Annotated in this window: 17 protein-coding genes; 3 read left to right on the top strand and 14 right to left on the bottom strand. The window is 61.9% G+C overall.

Annotated elements, in window-relative coordinates; all coding sequences use genetic code 11:
• Positions 1 to 70: 70 nt before the first annotated feature.
• Positions 71 to 715 carry a peroxiredoxin-like family protein gene (locus tag AAY24_RS10300; RefSeq protein WP_046859613.1) on the bottom strand — a complete coding sequence of 215 codons (645 nt, stop codon included), beginning with the start codon at positions 713 to 715 and terminating at the stop codon, positions 71 to 73.
• Between the two features lie 144 nt (positions 716 to 859).
• On the opposite strand from AAY24_RS10300, the gene AAY24_RS10295 reads away from it, so the two are divergent.
• The 3 genes from AAY24_RS10295 (at position 860) to AAY24_RS10285 (ending at position 3,271) form a co-directional block, all read left to right on the top strand.
• Entirely contained in the window at positions 860 to 1,504 is a 645-nt protein-coding gene (locus tag AAY24_RS10295; RefSeq protein ID WP_052761175.1) for an acyl carrier protein phosphodiesterase, read from the top strand.
• Positions 1,501 to 1,959: a YbaK/EbsC family protein gene (locus AAY24_RS10290; protein WP_046859612.1), complete on the top strand. Its 459-nt coding sequence runs from the start codon at positions 1,501 to 1,503 to the stop codon at positions 1,957 to 1,959. The genes AAY24_RS10295 and AAY24_RS10290 overlap by 4 nt, the downstream gene beginning before the upstream one ends.
• 226 nt (positions 1,960 to 2,185) lie before the next feature.
• Positions 2,186 to 3,271, top strand: coding sequence for a 3-deoxy-7-phosphoheptulonate synthase (locus AAY24_RS10285; protein ID WP_046859611.1), 1,086 nt, complete (start codon positions 2,186 to 2,188; stop codon positions 3,269 to 3,271).
• A 282-nt stretch (positions 3,272 to 3,553) separates the two neighbouring features.
• Here the strand turns inward: AAY24_RS10285 and AAY24_RS10280 are convergent, their stop codons facing one another.
• From AAY24_RS10280 to pcaF, 13 genes are all read right to left on the bottom strand, one after another.
• Positions 3,554 to 4,891 carry a class II 3-deoxy-7-phosphoheptulonate synthase gene (locus AAY24_RS10280; RefSeq protein WP_046859610.1) on the bottom strand — a complete coding sequence of 446 codons (1,338 nt, stop codon included), beginning with the start codon at positions 4,889 to 4,891 and terminating at the stop codon, positions 3,554 to 3,556.
• Positions 4,892 to 5,102: 211 nt separating this feature from the next.
• Positions 5,103 to 5,705, bottom strand: a complete 603-nt coding sequence (locus AAY24_RS10275; protein ID WP_199930340.1) for an indolepyruvate oxidoreductase subunit beta — start codon at positions 5,703 to 5,705, stop codon at positions 5,103 to 5,105.
• Between the two features lie 45 nt (positions 5,706 to 5,750).
• Positions 5,751 to 7,649, bottom strand: coding sequence for a thiamine pyrophosphate-dependent enzyme (locus AAY24_RS10270; protein ID WP_046861198.1), 1,899 nt, complete (start codon positions 7,647 to 7,649; stop codon positions 5,751 to 5,753).
• A gap of 90 nt (positions 7,650 to 7,739) precedes the next feature.
• Positions 7,740 to 9,041, bottom strand: a complete 1,302-nt coding sequence (locus AAY24_RS10265) for a phenylacetate--CoA ligase family protein (RefSeq protein ID WP_046859609.1) — start codon at positions 9,039 to 9,041, stop codon at positions 7,740 to 7,742.
• 3 nt (positions 9,042 to 9,044) lie between these two features.
• Positions 9,045 to 9,503: a hotdog fold thioesterase gene (locus tag AAY24_RS10260; RefSeq protein ID WP_082117108.1), complete on the bottom strand. Its 459-nt coding sequence runs from the start codon at positions 9,501 to 9,503 to the stop codon at positions 9,045 to 9,047.
• Positions 9,504 to 9,597: 94 nt separating this feature from the next.
• Positions 9,598 to 10,302: a CBS domain-containing protein gene (locus AAY24_RS10255; RefSeq protein WP_052761174.1), complete on the bottom strand. Its 705-nt coding sequence runs from the start codon at positions 10,300 to 10,302 to the stop codon at positions 9,598 to 9,600.
• A 6-nt stretch (positions 10,303 to 10,308) separates the two neighbouring features.
• Positions 10,309 to 11,031 carry an ABC transporter ATP-binding protein gene (locus AAY24_RS10250; RefSeq protein ID WP_046859607.1) on the bottom strand — a complete coding sequence of 241 codons (723 nt, stop codon included), beginning with the start codon at positions 11,029 to 11,031 and terminating at the stop codon, positions 10,309 to 10,311.
• On the bottom strand, positions 11,021 to 11,794 hold the full coding sequence (locus AAY24_RS10245) for an ABC transporter ATP-binding protein (RefSeq protein WP_046859597.1): 774 nt from the start codon (positions 11,792 to 11,794) through the stop codon (positions 11,021 to 11,023). The genes AAY24_RS10250 and AAY24_RS10245 overlap by 11 nt, the downstream gene beginning before the upstream one ends.
• Entirely contained in the window at positions 11,781 to 12,773 is a 993-nt protein-coding gene (locus tag AAY24_RS10240; protein ID WP_046859596.1) for a branched-chain amino acid ABC transporter permease, read from the bottom strand. Before AAY24_RS10240 ends, AAY24_RS10245 begins: the two co-directional genes overlap by 14 nt.
• Before the next feature lie 2 nt (positions 12,774 to 12,775).
• Positions 12,776 to 13,657, bottom strand: a complete 882-nt coding sequence (locus tag AAY24_RS10235; RefSeq protein ID WP_046859595.1) for a branched-chain amino acid ABC transporter permease — start codon at positions 13,655 to 13,657, stop codon at positions 12,776 to 12,778.
• A 161-nt stretch (positions 13,658 to 13,818) separates the two neighbouring features.
• Entirely contained in the window at positions 13,819 to 14,964 is a 1,146-nt protein-coding gene (locus AAY24_RS10230; RefSeq protein ID WP_046859606.1) for an ABC transporter substrate-binding protein, read from the bottom strand.
• 115 nt (positions 14,965 to 15,079) lie between these two features.
• The gene (paaK, locus tag AAY24_RS10225) at positions 15,080 to 16,429 is read right to left on the bottom strand and encodes a phenylacetate--CoA ligase PaaK (RefSeq protein WP_046859605.1); all 1,350 of its coding nucleotides are present in this window, start codon (positions 16,427 to 16,429) and stop codon (positions 15,080 to 15,082) included.
• 148 nt (positions 16,430 to 16,577) lie between these two features.
• Complete coding sequence (gene pcaF / locus AAY24_RS10220) at positions 16,578 to 17,789, bottom strand: 3-oxoadipyl-CoA thiolase (protein WP_046861196.1); 1,212 nt, start codon at positions 17,787 to 17,789, stop codon at positions 16,578 to 16,580.
• Between the last annotated feature and the right edge of the window lie 4 nt (positions 17,790 to 17,793).

Genomic DNA, 17,793 nt, shown 5'->3' with positions numbered 1-17,793 from the left:
CGACTATCGGCAGCAGCGCATGGCAACTGCGGCCGACCCGGTTAGCAGCCCAAGCCGGTGCCGTCGCTTATTAAAGATCGCCCAGTGCCTGGATAATGTCTGCCGGTTCCATGCGCCGGGTGTAATCGGCATCCACAAACCCGTAGCTGATGGTGCCGTCCGGCCGGATTACATAGGTGGCTGGCAGGGGCAGCTCAAAACGGTCGTCCCCGTTGTAGGCTGGCAGATCGGTACCGAAGCTGGCATAGATGGCGCGAATCGATTCCGGCAGGGTGAACACCAGGCCGAACTGTCTTGCTACACGGTTGCCCCGGTCGCTTAACACCTCGAACTCAAGCTGGTGTCGTGTGCTGGTCTCGGTCGCCCTGTCCGGTTGCTCCGGGGTGATGGCTATCAGTGAAGCTCCCAGGGCCTGAATGTTGGGCAATTCCGCTTGCAGGGCGGCCAGTTCCAAGTTGCAGTAAGGGCACCAGCCACCCCGATAGAAGTTCAGCACCACAGGGCCGCGATCCAGCAGGTCGGTCAGGCGAATGGTCTCCCCGTTGGCATTGGGCAGCCTGAAGGCCGGTGCCCGGTCACCGGCGGCGAGGGCGCGGTTCTCAATCCCTGACGCCTTCAGCTCGGCAGTGGCCTGCAGCATGGTCTGGATGGTCTCGGGGGAGGCTTTGTTAACGGTGCTTTTTTTCTGTTCTTCGAGCTGCTGCTGTAGTCCCATGGTCTTCTCCTGGTGGGAATGTGATAAATTGAACGATCGTTCAAATATGTTAATTGAATGATCGCTCAAACTGTTGCTAAAGTAAAGCGATGATGGTTCCGGTAAATTCTGATCGGCTTGTGGGGATGGCCAGCGTGGTGGAATATGCGCTGGCTGTGTCGTGCTGTTGAGCGCCGGTTTGCCGTCTTGAACTACCTGGCACACCTGTTTCTCTCGTCGGCCGATCCGGATGAGCAGCTCGGCAGTCTGATTGCCGACTTTACCCGGGGGCGTCTGCAGACCCTCTCCCGGATTTACACCCCGGGCGTGATGCGGGGGATCGCCCTGCATCGCCAGGTGGACAGCTTCACCGATAATCACCCCGCAGTGGTACGCAGCAGACAACGTATCGCGGCGCCCTATCGGCGCTACAGCGGCATCATCCTTGATATACTGTACGACCATTTTCTCAGCCGCTACTGGTACGAGTTCAGCGACCTGGATCGACACGCTTTCATCCGGGATATCTATCGACTGCTGCTGGCGCGCCGGGATGAACTGCCGGAACAGCTGGCCGCCCTGGTGCCGCGCATGCAACAGGAGGATTGGTTCGGCTCCTACCGGGAGCTGGCCATGATCGAACGGGTCTACCAGCGTATGTCCGGCCGGCTACGCAGGCCGAATCAGCTGGGTGGGGCGATGGTAGAGGTGCGTCGGCATTACGCCGAACTGGCACAGGAGTTCCGGTATTTCTTCCCGGAGTTGATGGTATTTGTAGAACAGCAACAGGAGCAGATGAATCAGCCATGATACCGGACAGAGTCAGTACTATTTTGGACCAACATGGGTTGACGGCGCTGGAGTTTGAACCGGGCAGCACGCCCACCTCGGAACGGGCGGCGGAACGGATCGGCGTGGCGGTGGGACAGATCGCCAAGTCGATGCTGTTCAAGGGCAAAAACGGCAACTACTACCTGGCCGTCTGCCCGGGCGACCTGCGGGTCTGCAGCAAAAAGATGAAAACCGAAACCGGCACCAAGGTGCGCATGGCCCGGGTGGAGGAGACCGAGGCGGTAACCGGTTTCCGGCCCGGCGGTGTCTGCCCGTTCGGCGTGGAGGGGGCGGAGATACTGCTGGACCAGGGACTGGCCGAATATCCGCTGGTCTACCCGGCGGCGGGCAATGACGCATCGGGCGTGCCGCTGACGTTCGAACAGCTCAAGCAGATTACCGGTGGTCGGGTAGTGGATGTGATGGAGCGCTAAGGCGCTGGATAACACCGGAGAGGGATCTCTGCTGTCATCCACCTCCGGCCGCTGATCCCACCCGGGCAGTGCGGGTAGCCGCCCGAACCGCTTTAATTCTGATACTATGGCGCTGTTTCAATGCTTTTTGTTGCATGCGCAGCAGATTCTGTTCGGCAGAGGTGGCAAAAGGCGGGCAAATTTCCTATTCTTCCAACCCCTTTTGTTTGTACAACCGAGCCCCGACATGTTCAAAGACAGCCTGACCAATACCAACCTGCTTTCCGAGCAGGTGCTGATCTCACCCATCGAACTGAAGCGTCGTCTGCCCCTGTCGCCAGAGGGTGAGCGCAACGTCACCGAGGGCAGGCAGACCATCAAGCGGATATTTGACCACCAGGATCATCGCCTGCTGGTGGTTACCGGTCCCTGCTCCATTCACGATGTGGAGGCTGCCAAGGAGTATGCCCTGCGCCTGAAAAAACTGCATGACGAGTTGGCCGATACGCTCTACATCGTCATGCGTATCTATTTCGAGAAGCCCCGCACGACGGTTGGCTGGAAAGGGCTGATCAACGATCCGTACATGGATGACAGTTTCCGTATCGAAGAGGGGCTGCACAAGGCGCGGGAGCTGCTGGTCTGGCTGGCCGAACTGGGCCTGCCGGTGGCCACCGAGGCGCTGGATCCGTTCAATCCCCAGTACCTGGGTGATCTCTTCTCCTGGGCGGCGATCGGTGCACGCACCACCGAATCCCAGACCCATCGGGAGATGGCCTCCGGGCTCTCCATGCCGGTGGGCTTCAAGAATGGCACCGATGGTGGCCTGGCGGTGGCGATCAATGCCCTGGAGTCGGTGGCCCATCCACACAGTTTTCTGGGCATTAACCAGAAGGGCGAAGTGACGGTCATCAAGACCAAGGGCAACGTCTGCGGACACGTGATTCTGCGCGGCGGCAACAGCGGTCCCAATTACGATTCGGTCAATGTGGCGCTCTGCGAAGAGGCGCTGAAAAAGGCCGGCCTGCCGCTCAACATCATGATCGATTGCAGCCACGGCAACTCCAGTAAAAAACCGGAGCTGCAACCGCTGGTGGCGGAGAACGTGGTGAACCAGGTGCTGGAGGGCAACCGCTCGATCACCGGCATGATGCTGGAGAGTAACCTGGAGTTCGGCAACCAGCCGATCCCCGACGATCTCAGTCAACTGAAGTACGGTGTCTCGGTGACCGATGCCTGTATCGACTGGGAGACCAATGAAAAGCTACTGCGCAGTATGGCCGAGAAACTGAAGGATGTATTGCCGGCCCGGATCAGGCCCCAGGCCGACTGAGCTGGAGCGGCACGCTCACCGGGGTGGGACCGGCCGCGGTTTTCGGGATAAAAAAAAGGCCGCAAGGAGGTTGCGGCCCTAATCCAAAAGGAGGAGTTGATCAGAGTGGTCACGCTACTTCGATACTGCCTTCGGTCCACCACCCTGACCATGGGACGCATTTGATCACAGAAGCTGAACAGGCCGCATTGAGAATTCTCAACGCGGCCTGTTTTTTTATCCGGAGATAGCCGAAAGTGGGTTTGGAGAGGGAGCGGTTTATGCCCCATAAGGGGGCAGCCCCTAGCGACGCCCCATCTTGTGGGTTATCGCCAGCGCCATCTCCAACGCCTGTTCGTAATTGAGACGCGGGTCGACCTGGGTCTTATAGGCCCGTTTCAGGCCGGCCTCATCCAGCCCCCGGGCACCACCGATGCACTCGGTCACATCATCACCGGTCAGTTCGAAGTGGACTCCGCCCAGAATCGTACCTTCACTACGGTGGATTTCGATCGCCTGCTCCAGCTCGGAGAGAATGTTGTCGAAATGGCGGGTTTTGTAGCCGTTTTGGGTCGACTCGGTATTGCCGTGCATCGGGTCGCTGACCCAGAGCACCGGTCGCCCGGTACGTTTTACCGCCTGGATAAGCGGCGGCAGACCTTCGGCGATGTTGTTCACGCCAAAGCGGTGAATGAACAGCAACTTGCCCTCTTCACTGTGTGGATTGAGCCGCTCCACCAGCTCCTGAATCCACTGGCTGGACATGCCCGGTCCGACCTTCACTCCGACCGGGTTCTGAATGCCGCTGAAATATTCGATGTGGGCATCGGTGGTGGCCGCCGTGCGGAAGCCGATCCAGGGCAGGTGGGTGGAGAGGTTGTAATAACCGCTGCGATTGGGTACCTGGCGGGTCAGGGACTGTTCGTAATGCAGATGCAGCCCTTCGTGGCTGGTGAAGAACTGTACCCGGTTCAGGTCACTGTTCCTGGCGCTGCCCAGGGTCTCCATGAACTTGAGCGAGTGGGACAGCTCTTCAACCACCTGGCGGTACTCCTTGGCCAGGGGAGAGTGGCTCATGAAGTCCAGATCCCAGTTCTCCGGATGGTGCAGATCGGCAAAGCCGCAGTCGGACAGGGCCCGGATGAAGTTCAGGGTCATGGCGGCCCGGCCATAGCCACGCAGCAGTCGTACCGGATCGGGGGTGCGGGCTTCCGGGGTGAACTCCGGTCCATTGACCAGATCGCCCCGATAGCTGGGCAGGGTCACCCCGTTGATGGTCTCGGTATCGGCAGAGCGCGGCTTGGCGAACTGCCCGGCGATCCGGCCGACCCGGATGACCGGCTTGCTCAGGCCATGGATCAGCAGCAGGCTCATCTGCAACAGGATCTTCAGTTTGTTGGTGACGATCTGTGAATTGCAGTCGCTGAAGTTCTCCGCACAGTCGCCGCCCTGCAACAGGAACGCTTCGCCCCGGGCCGCCGCCGCCAACTTCTCCTTCAGTGCCTCGATCTCCCAGGAGGTGACCAGCGGCGGCAACTGGGCCAGTTGCGCCAGGGTCTCGTTGAGGGCCTCCAGTGAAGGGTAGTGGGCCTGCTGTTTGGCGGGTTTATCCTGCCAGGATTCGGGGTGCCAGTGATTCATCTGTGTGACTCGGGATTCGGGTGGAGCGGCTGGTACGGGACCGGCCGGATCAGTACAGCGGGCAGCATAGCGGAAATTGCTCACCTTGGGGAGTGCGGAGGTGGAATCGGGCCACCGCTCCGGCCGGTAAGGCGGGTTACCGGGGAGCGGGATGCCCTGTCCAGGGTTGTGTCAGGTTGAACTTATGCTGGGACTGCCGATGCCCCGTGGACTAGTTGTCCGCAGCAGCCTGACGACCCAGTTCGAAGGCCTTCTCGTTGATATCCACCAGAGTTGGCTTGCGGCCCCGGAAACGGTCCAGGATTTCCGCCTTCAGCACTTCCGCAGAGAACGGCAGCAGTTCGGAGATGGCGCCCAGCATGACCGTGTTGACCAGTTTGAAGTTACCCAGCTCGCGGGCGATGGCACCGGCATCAAAGGCGTGGCACTCGATACCGGTGTTGGTGATTTCCCCTACCGGATCCTCAGGGTAGTCGTACAGCCCGAGGCTCACCACCGGCGGTTCCTGGCGCGTGGTGTTGATCATGATCACCCCTTCGGGACGCAGATGGCTGCACCAGCGCAGTGCCTCGGCCGGCTCAAACCCCACCAGGATATCGGCCTCGCCAGGGGGGATGGCGGGGGACAGCACCTGGCTGCCGAAGCGCACATGGGAAGTCACCACGCCACCCCGCTGTGCCATGCCCGCCACTTCGGTCTTTTTAACATCAAAGCCCTGGGCAAGGGCGGTCTGGGAGAGGATTTCGGCAGCGGTCATGACACCCTGACCGCCGATGCCAGCCACCAGGATATTGGTGATTTTGTTTTCGCTCACAATAGGTACTCAGTTCTGATAAACGGATTCATTAAAGGCCCTGTATCACTGCCGGACATAGTTCGCCAGTGGCACGATGGCGTCCGGGCCGCAGGTCTTGGGACAGAGATCGCAGCCGGTGCAGGCGCCGCTGTCGATCTTCACGAAGGCCAGCTCCTTCTCGCTGCCGTTGGGTTTCACCACGGTTTCGCGACGGGTTACCAGGATCGCCGGGCAGCCGATGTCCAGACAGTTTCCGCATCCGGTACACTTGTCATCGTCCACGGTCAGAGCCGGTTGGGCACCGTAATGGTCCACCAGCACACAGGGCTGATTGGTGATGATGACCGATGGCTCGGGAACTTTCACCTCCTGCCGCAGTGCGGTGAACAGGGTGGGCAGTTCGTAGGGGTTCACCTCGTGGATCCGTTCCGGCTTGACCCCCAGGGCTTCGCACAGCTTGCGGAAATCGACCTGCATCGCCTCCTCGCCGTGGATATCCCGGCCACTGGCCGGATTGTCCTGGCCACCGGTCATGCCCACCGCCCGGTTATCCAGCAGCAGGATGGTGACATTACCCTTGTTATAGGTGATGTCGAGAAGTCCCTGCATGCCCATGTGCATGAAGGTGGAGTCGCCGATCACCGCGATCACTTTCTTGTCCTTGTCCGCCTCGACCCGTCCCTTGTCCAGTCCGTGGGCGATACCCATGGAGGCGCCCATGCAGATGGTGGTGTCGAGGGCGTTCCAGGGGTGCCCGGCACCCAGGGTGTAGCAGCCGATATCACCGGAGATGGTGGTGTTGCGGATTTTCGACAGGCAGTAGTAGATGCCCAGGTGCGGACAGGCCACGCACATGGTGGGGGGGCGGGGGAACACGTTGATACCGGTGGCCGGATCGATACGTGGTGCCGGTGGCTTGATCTCCACCGGTGGTTTGACCGGAGCCTCCTCCACAACTTCCTCGCCCAGCAGCCCGGCGATGGCCGGACGCAGCACATTGGGGGAGAGCTCCCCGATGCGCGGCAGTATCTCCTTGCCCAGCAGTTCAATACCGGCCGCCTTCAGCTCGGTCTCCAGCAGGGGTTCCACCTCTTCAACCACGACCAGCTGGTCCACCTGATCCGCCAATTGCCGGATCCTGTCGAAGGGTACCGGGTAGCTGAGGCCGAGTTTGATCAGTGGTGCATCCGGGAATGCTTCTCTGACGTGCATATAGGTCGGTCCCGAGGTGACAAAGCCGACCCGCCGGTCACTGCCGGCCTGGATGAAGTTCAGTTCACTGGCTTCACTGTGCCGCTGAACTTCCTCGTCCCGTTCGAACATCATGGGCAGGCGCTTTTTGGCCACGCCGGGGGTCATGATCAGGCGCGCCGGGTCCTTGACGAACCCTTCGTTGCGGCTTATCTCCTGCCGTTGCCCCAGGTTGACCACGCCTTTTACATGACAGATCCGGGTGGTCAGACGGAGGATAACCGGGGTGTTGAACTGTTCGGACAGCTCAAATCCGCGCCGGACGAATTCATAGGCTTCCTGGGTATCGGCCGGTTCCAGTACCGGCACATGGGCAAAGCGGCCCCAGAAGCGGGAGTCCTGCTCATTCTGCGAAGAGGAGAGGCCCACGTCATCGGCTACCGCGATCACCAGTCCGGCCCCGACGCCGGCCAGGGTCTGGCTCATCAGGGCGTCCGAGGCCACATTCAGTCCCACATGCTTCATGGCGCAGAGGGCGCGGCTGCCCGCCAGTGAGGCGCCGATGGCCACTTCCAGGGAGACCTTTTCGTTCACCGACCATTCGGTGTACATCTCCGGGTAATGGGCTGCATACTCCAGAATTTCGGTCGACGGGGTGCCGGGGTAGGCGGCGGCGAGATTACAGCCGGCTTCCCAGGCCCCGCGCGCTATGGCCTCATTTCCCGACATGAAGCGCCGGTTCGATTCGCTCAATGGGGGGACTGCACTCACAATATTCACCTCTGACACTTGAAACAACAGGGGCTGCCACATCGGCCAGCCCCCTGGAATCGCACTATATTACTATAAAGTGGGATAGCGTTACTTTTTCCGGTGATCGATCACCCGAACCGCTTTGCCCTCGGAGCGCGGCAGCTCGCCCACGCCCTTGATCACCACTTTACAGGAGACACCGATGAAGTCCTTGATGTCACGCACCACCTTGGCGGCGGTGCGGTCCCGGGCTTCCTGGGGCTGCTCCATCAGTGGGGGACTGCCCTCCACGTTGACCACCATGGAGTCCATACTGCCTTCGCGGAACAGTTCGATCTGGTAGAAGGGCGACAGGATTTCACTCTGCATCAGTATCGCCTCAACCTGGGTCGGATAGACATTGACGCCGCGGATGATCAGCATGTCGTCGCTGCGACCGGTGATGCGTTGCATGCGCACGTGGGTACGGCCACACTTGCACGGCGCCTTGTCCAGCACCGAGATGTCCCGGGTGCGGTATCGGATAATGGGGAACGCCTCTTTGGTCAGGGATGTGAAGACGATTTCACCCTCCTCGCCGTAGGGAACCGGCTTGCCGGTATCCACGTCAACACACTCCACCAGGAAGTGATCCTCCCAGATGTGCAGGCCATTCTTGGCCTCGATACACTCGTTGCCGACGCCCGGCCCCATCACCTCGGAGAGGCCGTAGATATCGACGCAATCGATACCGAGACGGGACTCCAGTTCGTAGCGCATCTCCTCGGTCCAGGGCTCGGCGCCGTGGATACCGACCCGGAGCGGCAGTTTACGGATATTGACGCCCATCTCTTCGGCAGCCTCGGCCAGATTCAGGGCATAGGAGGGGGTGCAGCTGATGGCGGTGGGGGCAAAATCCTGCAGCAGCATGAGCTGCTTCTGGGTCTGGCCGCCTGACATCGGAGTGACCATGACGCCCAGCTCTTCACCGCCGAAGTGCAGGCCCAGACCACCGGTAAACAGGCCGTAGCCATAGGCGTTGTGCAGCCGGTCCCCGGCATGCAGACCGGCGGCGGAGAGGCAGCGCGCCACCAGTTGGCTCCAGGTGCGGATATCCCGTTTGGTGTAACCCACCACGGTAGGTTTGCCCGTGGTGCCGGAGGAGGCGTGTACCCGCACCACCTGTTCTGTAGGAACGGCGAACAGGCCAAACGGATAGTTCTCCCGCAGGTGTTCCTTCTTGGTATAAGGGAGATGGCTGACATCACTCAACTTCTTGATGTGTTCGGGTTTTACCCCCAGCTCATCCATCGCATTCCGATAAAATTTAACCGTGTGATAACAGCGCTCCACCGTCGCTTTCAGGCGCTTCAGCTGGAGTGCTTCCAGCTCTTCCCTGGGCATGGTTTCAAAATCGGAATGCAGTATCATTTTTTATCCTCCGGGATCAGCATTTTTCTCCATCCAGTCGGCAACCAGGTCGGATCGACGGAACACCGTACCGCTGAACAGTCCCACCAGGCGACCTTCAGCGGTTCGCACCTCCACCGTGTAGAGACCGGTGCGTTTGGTTGAATTCTCTTCCCGGGCTTCGGCGATCAACCGGTCACCTTCACGGCTCGTCCCGGGGAAACTGAGTTGGGTCGACAGGGCCAGCGATGTGATGCCGTGGGAATTGGAGGCGACCGCAAAGGCGAAATCCGCCAGGGTGAAGGTGACGCCGCCCTGGGTGACCTGAACCGCGTTGAGCATGTCCGGCCGCACGGTCAGGGAGGCGCGGGCGTAACCCGGGCTGGCTGCTTCCAGTTTGATACCCAGCAGCCGGGCAAACTTGTCCTGCTGCTCCATCCAGTGGCCGATCCGCTCGGCTTGCTGTGCTGTTTCTGTCGACATAAAGACCCTATTCTAAAACGTGGGGGCTGGGATGACCAAGCCCTTTCTGTTGCAAAGGATACCGTTCCATAGGAGACGGCGGCTGATTATAAAGTTACCGCTGTGGCAGTTTTTCCGAGAGTAAGGTGTAACCCTGCTGGCGCAGAGTCTCATCGACCTGCTGCGGCTGTTCAGCGGTATAGCGCACGATGGCGACCCGTTTGGGGCTGCTCATCTGGGAGACGGGTGACACCACGGTGGCGATATAGCCGCCGGCGTCGTTGATCTCATGCAGCAGGCTGCCGAGGGCGCGGGCCCGGTTGGGCAGGCTGACCGCGATGCGGGTGGCGTTGTCCATCCCGCAGCCCATCACATCCAGGAAGAAGTCCAGGATATCGGTCTCACTGACCACCCCGACCAGCTCGCCGTTGTCGATCACCGGCAGATTGCCGATGCGCCGGTCCCGGATCAGCCGGCCCGCATCCTCCACCAGGGTATCGGGGGCGCAGGTGATCACCTCCCGCACCATCAGCTCACCGACCGTGATCTTGGCGGTGAGATAGTTCACCTCGCCCACCGACAGGGTGGTGATGGCGGAGGGCTCGGCCCGATCCAGCTCCTTCTGGCTGAACAGCCCCACCAGGTGGTTCTTGTCATCCACCACCGGCAGATAACGCCGGCTCTTCTCCCGCATCACCTGGGCCGCATGGCTGAGCTTCATATCGGCCGTCACGGTATCCACGGCGCGGGTCATGATCTGTTCCACATACATAGCGTCTTCAACCTCGGTCTTGTTAATCACCCGGCTGGCCCGGGCCATCGTTTATCAGTGGCCCAGGTAGGCCTTCTGCACCGCCTCATCGGCCAGCAGTTCGTCGGCAGCGGCACTCAGTACCACCCGGCCGGTCTCCAGCACATAGCCGCGATCGGCGATGCCGAGCGCCGCCTTGGCGTTCTGCTCCACCAGCAGGATGGTCACGCCCCGCTCATTGAGCTCGCGTACCACCCGGAAGATCTCCGCCACCAGCAGCGGCGCCAGCCCCATGGAGGGCTCATCGAGCAACAGCAGCTTGGGCCGGCCCAGCAGCGCCCGGCCCATGGCCAGCATCTGCTGCTGCCCCCCCGACAGGGTACCGGCCGCCTGGCGGCGCTTCTCCTGCAGGATCGGGAACAGCTGGTAGATCCGCTCCAGCTCCTCGGCCACCCAGGCCTTCTCCTTGCGCCGGGTAAAACTGCCCAGCAGCAGGTTATCCTCCACACTCAGCGGCGCGAACACCTGACGCCCCTCGGGGATATGACAGATACCGGCCTGGACGATCTTGTGCGGCGCGGTGCGGGTGATCTCCTGCCCATCAAAGATCACGCTGCCGCCGCTCGCCTTGTGCACGTTGGAGAGGGTGTGCAGCAGGGTGGTCTTGCCGGCACCGTTGGCGCCCACCATGGCCACCAGCTCACCCGGCTTCACCTCCAGGGAGATGCCGTGCAGGGCCTGGATCGGTCCATAATGGGCGGTCAGTTCGGTTACCTGTAACAGGGCCTCAGACGGCATACTGCACCTCCCCACCCAGATAGGCCTCGATCACCTTCGGGTTGTTCTGTATCTCCTGCGGCAGCCCCTCGGCCAGGCGACTGCCATAATCGATCACCAGGATGCGGTCGGAGACCTGCATCACCAGCCCCATGTTGTGCTCCACCAGCAGCACGCTGACCCCGGTCTGGCTGATGCGGCGGATCAGCTCGCGCATCTCCACCGTCTCGGTATCGTTGAGCCCGGCGGCCGGCTCGTCCATCAGCAGCAGCCTGGGCCGGGCGGCCAGGGCGCGGGCGATCTCGACCCGCTTCAACACCCCGTAGGAGAGGGCATCGGCAGGCTGGTCGATATAGGCCTCCAGGCCGCAGAACACCAGCGCCTCCCGAGCCCACTCCTCGGCCTGGCGCTCCTCGCGGCGGATGTTGGGCAGGCGCAGGGCGGCACTCCAGAGCCGGCTGTGGGTGCGCAGATGACAGCCCACCTTGACGTTATCCAGCACGCTCATGTTGAAGAACATCTGCAGGTTCTGGAAGGTACGGGAGATACCCATCCGGGCCACCTGGTGGGGCCGGCGGCCGACGATCTCCTGGCCCTGGAAACGGATACTCCCCTCGTTGGGCCGGTAGATGCCGGAGAGCATGTTGAACAGGGTGGTCTTGCCGGCCCCGTTGGGACCGATCACCGCATAGACCTGGCTCTCCGGGACCTCGAAGTGGAGATCGGCAATGGCGGTCACACCGCCAAAGGAGATGGTCAGATCCTGGACCTCAAGCAGCGCCATGGGGATCCTCCTTCTGTGGAGTAGAGAGGTTGGCCGGCCGGGAGCGACGGATGAGCTTGCGCAACAGCTCCAGCAGGCCGACGAACAGGCCCTGGGGCAGGAAGATCATCATGCCCATCAGGATGGCGCCGAAGATCATCACCTCGTAATCCTCGAACACCACCAGCAGCTCGGGCAGGAAGGTGAGGATAATGGCGCCGAGCACGGCGCCGTAGGTGGAGGCCATGCCGCCCAGTACCACCATGGTGACCAGCTCGATGGAGAAGGCAAAGCTGAACGAGTCGGGACTGACAAAGGCCTGCTGGTGGGCGAACACGCTGCCGGCCAGGGCGGCGATCAGGGCGGCGAGCACGAACACGCCGGTCTTGGTGGCGGCGGTGTTGATACCCATCATCTCGGCCGCCACCTCGGAGCCGTGCAGGGCGCGCAGGGCGCGGCCGCTGCGGGAATCGATGATGTTCAGCGCCAGCCACACCACCAGCAGCAGCAACCCGCCAATCACCATATACCAGCGCTCGTCACTGTCCACCGTCCAGCCGAACAGGGAGAGGGTGGGGATACCCCCCAGGCCATCCGGCCCGCCGGTGAGCCAGCCGAGCTGGACAATAAAGATGTGCACGATAATGCCCAGGCCCAGGGTGGCCATGGCCAGGTAGTGGCCCTTGAGCTTGAGGATCGGGCGCGCCACGATGTAGGCCAGGGTGCCGGTGAAGGCGAGGCCGACCAGCAGGCTCGGCCAGGGGTTCCAGCCGTAGCGGGTGGTCAGAATGGCCGAGCTGTAGGCGCCGATGCCGAAGAAGGCGGCATGGCCCAGGGAGATCTGGCCGGCATAGCCCATCAGCAGGTTGAGGCTGACGGCGAGGATGGCGTGCAGCCCGGCCGAGACGCCGACCACGGTGACAAAATAGTTATCGGGAAAAATGATCGGCAGCACCACGATGGCCACCGCCAGAAGAAACAATCCGCTCAGGCGCTTCATGGTTATACCCGCTCCACGGACGCTTTGCCGAACAGGCCGCTGGGGCGGAAGAACAGCACCAGCAGCAGGATGATAAAGCCGATCGCATCCTTGTAACCGGACGAGATAAGGCCGGCGGAGAGGGACTCGATCAGGCCCAGCAGCAGGCCACCGGCGACCGCCCCCATGGGGTTGCCCATACCGCCGAGGATGGCGGCGGAGAAGCCCTTCAGGCCGAGCATGACACCGGTGTCATAGGAGGCGAAGGTGATCGGTGCCACCAGGATCCCGGCCATGGCGCCGAGGGCGGCGGAGAGGCCGTAGGCGACCAGCAGCATGATGCTGACGTTGATCCCCACCAGGTGGGCGGCGGTCTTGTTGCAGGAGCAGGCGAGGATCGCCTTGCCCAGGGTGGTGTGGGTGAAGAAGTGCTGGGCACCGAACACCAGCACGGCGGCACCGCCCATGACCCAGAGACTCTGGGGCAGCACGGTGGCGTTGCCGACCTGGATCGGTGCATCACCGGAGAACGGCGGCAGGGCGAACAGATCCTTGCCCCACACCAGCAGGGCCACGCCGCGCAGGAAGATGGAGGCGCCGATGGTGATGATGATGGTGGTGACCACCGAGGCGCCCCGGGCCGGGGCGATGGCGAAGCGCTGCAGCGCCATACCCACCAGGGTGGTGATCAGTACCGCACCGAGGGCGGCGGCCCACAGGGGCAGACCGCTGTCGCCGGCAGAGAGCGCCACCGCGCTCATGGCACCGATCATGACGAACTCCCCCTGGGAGAAGTTCACCACATCCGAGGCGTTATAGATAATGGCAAAACCGAGTCCCACCAGGGCATAGGTGGAGCCGACGGTGATGCCGGTAAGCAGAAACTGGAGGATCTGATCGAACATCCGAGAAATCCTGTGTCGGGGAAGCTGTCCAGCCGTACCGCTGCCGGTTGACAGGGCGGTGAGGTGGCGCTACTCCCGGGTTTTTGAACGGGTTGCGTGTCGGGCCCATCCGCCACGGGCGGACGGTGGACGGCCCGGTCACACCGGGCCGCCCGCCGGACTCAGTTGACGATGGTCCAGTCGCCGTTTTTGATCTCCAGCATCTGGAAGGCGTCCAGCCCCAGACCCAGGTGGTCGGTGGGACTCATGGTGAACACGCCGCCGGTGCCGGGGAAGTTGGTGGTCTTCTCGATCTCGTCACGCACCTTGGCCTTGTCGGTGGAGTCGGCGCGATCGATCGCCTCCAGGGCGATCATGAGGCCGTCATAGGCGTGGCCGCCGAAGGTGGAGACATCACCGTACTTGCCCTCGTAGAGGTTCTTGTAACCGAGCAGTACCGGCCGCTGGGGATCGCTCTGGGGCAGCTTCTCGGCCACCAGCAGTGCAGCGGCGGGCAGGCGTACGCCCTCGGCCGCGTCACCGGCCAGCTCGATGAACTTCTTGGAGGCGACGCCGTGGGACTGGTAGAGCGGCAGGGTGATGCCGAGCTGACGCACGTTCTTGGTGACAATCGCCGGACCGGAACCGAAGCCGAAGTTGAGGATCGCCTGGGCGTCGGTGTCGCGGATCTTGGTGAGCTGGGCGGTCATATCGGTATCCTTGGCGCCGTACTGCTCGTCGGCGACGATCTCGATATCATAGTTGGGTGCCATGGCCAGGCTCTGGGCACGGCCGGACTTGCCAAAACCGCCGTTGCCGCTGATCAGGGCCACCTTGGTGATGCCGCGCTTCTGCATATCCTCGTAGATCTTCTGGGCGGCCATGCGGTCGGTGTGGGGGGTCTTGAAGGTCCACTTCTGTACCGGGTCGATGATCTTGATGGAGCCGGCCAGGGAGATAAAGGGGATCTTGGCGCGCTCGACCAGCGGCATCACCGAGAGGCTGGAGCCGGAGGTGGAACCGCCCACGATGACATCCACCTTGTCCTTCTGGATCAGGCGCTTGGCGAAGTTGACCGCCTCCTTGGCATTACCGCCGGTGTCGTAGTGCACCAGCTCCACCGGGCGACCATCCACACCACCCTTGGCGTTGATGTTCTCGATATACATCTGCAGGGTCTTCAGCTCCGGATCGCCCAGAAACGATGCCGGCCCGGTCACCGACAGAAAAGTACCAATACGGATCGGCTCCGCCGCCGAAGCCTGCCCGGCCCCCAGGGTCAGTAGTGCGCCGATGGCCAGGGTGGATGCCAGTTTTGTTGATTTCATTATCCTCTCTCCTCGATTTCACTCGCTTTGCTGTGCACAGATTGCAGATACATGGTCTGCAACATTTATTAACCCCCGGCCGGTGGCCGCATCAAGCGGGAGGCCGGGGTCGGGTTCATGCGGCTCCGCTGGAGACCTTGTTGGCCGTCTCCATCAGAACGTCATCTTTGGGGCGATTATCAACCACCCGTTGTGCCTTGCCCTGTGAGCGGTCCACCTGGCCCGGTTCACAGACCGTGACCTGGGTACTGATGCCCACATAGGATTTGATTTTATGCCACAGGGTCTTGGCTAGCGTATCACGTTGTTGGCGATCCAGGCCCGCATCGGGCTTCTGCTCGACAAAAACTTTCAGCTTATCCAGGTGGCCGTCCCGATACAGTTCCAGCTGATAATGGGCGGTCAACTGCGGCATGGTGAGAATGATCTCCTCGATCTGGGTCGGGAACACATTCACCCCCCGGATGATCATCATGTCGTCAGAGCGGCCGGTGATCTTGTCCATGCGGCGCATGGTGCGGGCGGTGCCGGGCAGCAGCCGGGTCAGATCCCGGGTACGATAACGGATCATCGGCAGTGCCTCCTTGGTCAGGGAGGTGAATACCAGTTCGCCCGGTTCACCGTCCGGTAGCACTTCGCCGCTCTCCGGGTCGATAATCTCCGGGTAGAACAGGTCTTCCCAGATGGTCAGGCCATCCTTGGTCTCGGCGCACTCCTGGGCCACCCCGGGACCGATCACTTCGGAGAGGCCGTAGATATCCACCGCATCGATGCCCATACGCTCTTCCATCTCCTGGCGCATGGCGTTGGTCCAGGGCTCTGCGCCGAAGATGCCGATCTCCAGGGAGCTGGATTTCGGGTCGAGTCCCTGGCGCTCCATCTCGTCGATGATATTGAGGAAGTAGGAGGGGGTGACCATGATGATGCGGGGTTCAAAGTCACTGATCAGCTGCACCTGTTTCTCGGTCTGGCCACCGGACATGGGGATAACGGTACAGCCGAGCCGTTCGGCACCGTAATGGGCGCCCAGTCCACCGGTAAAGAGTCCGTAACCGTAGGCGATATGGCAGGTGTCACCGGGTCGGCCCCCGGCGGCGCGGATGGAGCGGGCCACCGCGTTGCCCCAGGTGTCGATATCATTCTGGGTATAGCCGACCACGGTCGCCTTGCCGGTGGTGCCGCTGGAGGCATGCACCCGCACTACCTTCTGTTTCGGTACCGCGAACATGTTGAACGGGTAGTTGTCCCGCAGGTCCTGCTTGTGGGTGAACGGAAAACGACTCAGGTCGGAGAGATTCTGCAGGTCATCCGGATGTACGCCGGCCTGATCAAAACGCGCCTTGTAAAAGGGCGAGTTGTCGTAGGCGTGCTTCAGGGACCACTTCAGTCGCTCCAGTTGGAGGCTTCGTAACTCATCCAGGCTGGCTTTTTCAATCGGTTCCAGTGCGGCCCGTGGGTCGTTCATAATCACACTCCTCTCATCTCTGTCATGACCGGGTGTTGTTGGTGTTATTCAGGTCGCTGGCGGCGCCTGCCCGGATAATGTTGTTTTTAAATCGGTCTGCTTTTGTTAAGGGTTTCGCCGCGTCGGCTGGCTGTCGCACTGCGTCGCTTCAGTCCTCAACCCGTTCAATGATCAGGGCGATGCCCTGGCCGACGCCGATACACATGGTGCAGAGGGCGTAACGTCCACCGGTCTGCTGCAGCTGGTACATCGCGGTGGTGACCAGCCGTGCCCCGCTCATGCCGAGGGGGTGTCCCAGAGCGATGGCACCGCCGTTCGGATTGACGTGAGGGGCGTCGTCCGCCACCCTCAGGTCCCGTAGCACCGCCAGTCCCTGGGCGGCGAACGCCTCGTTCAGTTCAATCACGTCCATCTGTTCAATGGTCAGACCGGTCATCTGCAGCAGCTTGCGGGTAGCGGGTGCCGGGCCGAAGCCCATGATGCGGGGTTCCACCCCCACCGCCGTGGCCGCCACCACCCGTGCCCTGGGCGTGAGGCCGAATCGCTCTGCCGCTTGCCTGGAGCCCAGTAACAGGGCGCAGGCGCCGTCATTGACACCGGAGGCGTTACCGGCGGTTACGGAGCCGCCCTGGCGGAACGGGGTGGGCAGACTGGCCAGTTTCTCCAGCCGGGTATCAGGACGCGGATGTTCGTCCTCGGTCACCACAATCGGGTCGCCTTTACGCTGTGGGATGGTGACCGGCACGATCTCCTGTGCCAGGCGGCCACTGGCTTGGGCGGCCCCGGTACGCTGCTGGCTGCGCAGGGCAAAGGCGTCCTGATCCTGGCGCGAAATATTGAACTGTTCGGCCACGTTTTCCGCGGTCTCCGGCATGGAGTCGATGCCGAACTGCTGTTTCATCAGCCGGTTGACGAAGCGCCAGCCGATCGTGGTGTCATAGATCTCCGCCTTGCGGGAGAAGGCACTGTCCGCCTTGGGCATGACGAACGGTGCCCGGGACATGGACTCGACACCGCCGGCAATCATCAGTTGCGCTTCGCCGGTCTTGATGGCGCGGGCCGCCATGCTCACCGCATCCATCCCGGAGCCGCACAGACGGTTGACCGTGGTGCCGGGCACGTTGACCGGCAGTCCCGCCAGCAGGGCGGACATGCGGGCCACATTGCGGTTGTCCTCACCCGCCTGGTTGGCGCAGCCGAAAATCACGTCCTCCACCTGGTTCCAGTCCACGGCAGGATTGCGCTCCATCAGTGCCCGCAGGGGGATGGCCCCCAGGTCGTCGGCACGCACGCTGGAGAGGGCGCCACCAAAGCGGCCGATGGGGGTACGGATGGCATCAAAGATATAGGCGTCGTTCATGTTC

Source organism: Sedimenticola thiotaurini, from assembly GCF_001007875.1.
In the GTDB taxonomy this organism is placed as follows: Bacteria; Pseudomonadota; Gammaproteobacteria; order Chromatiales; family Chromatiaceae; genus Sedimenticola; species Sedimenticola thiotaurini.
The sequence above is the reverse complement of the archived record's forward strand: the minus strand, read 5'-3'. Positions and strand labels throughout refer to the sequence as shown.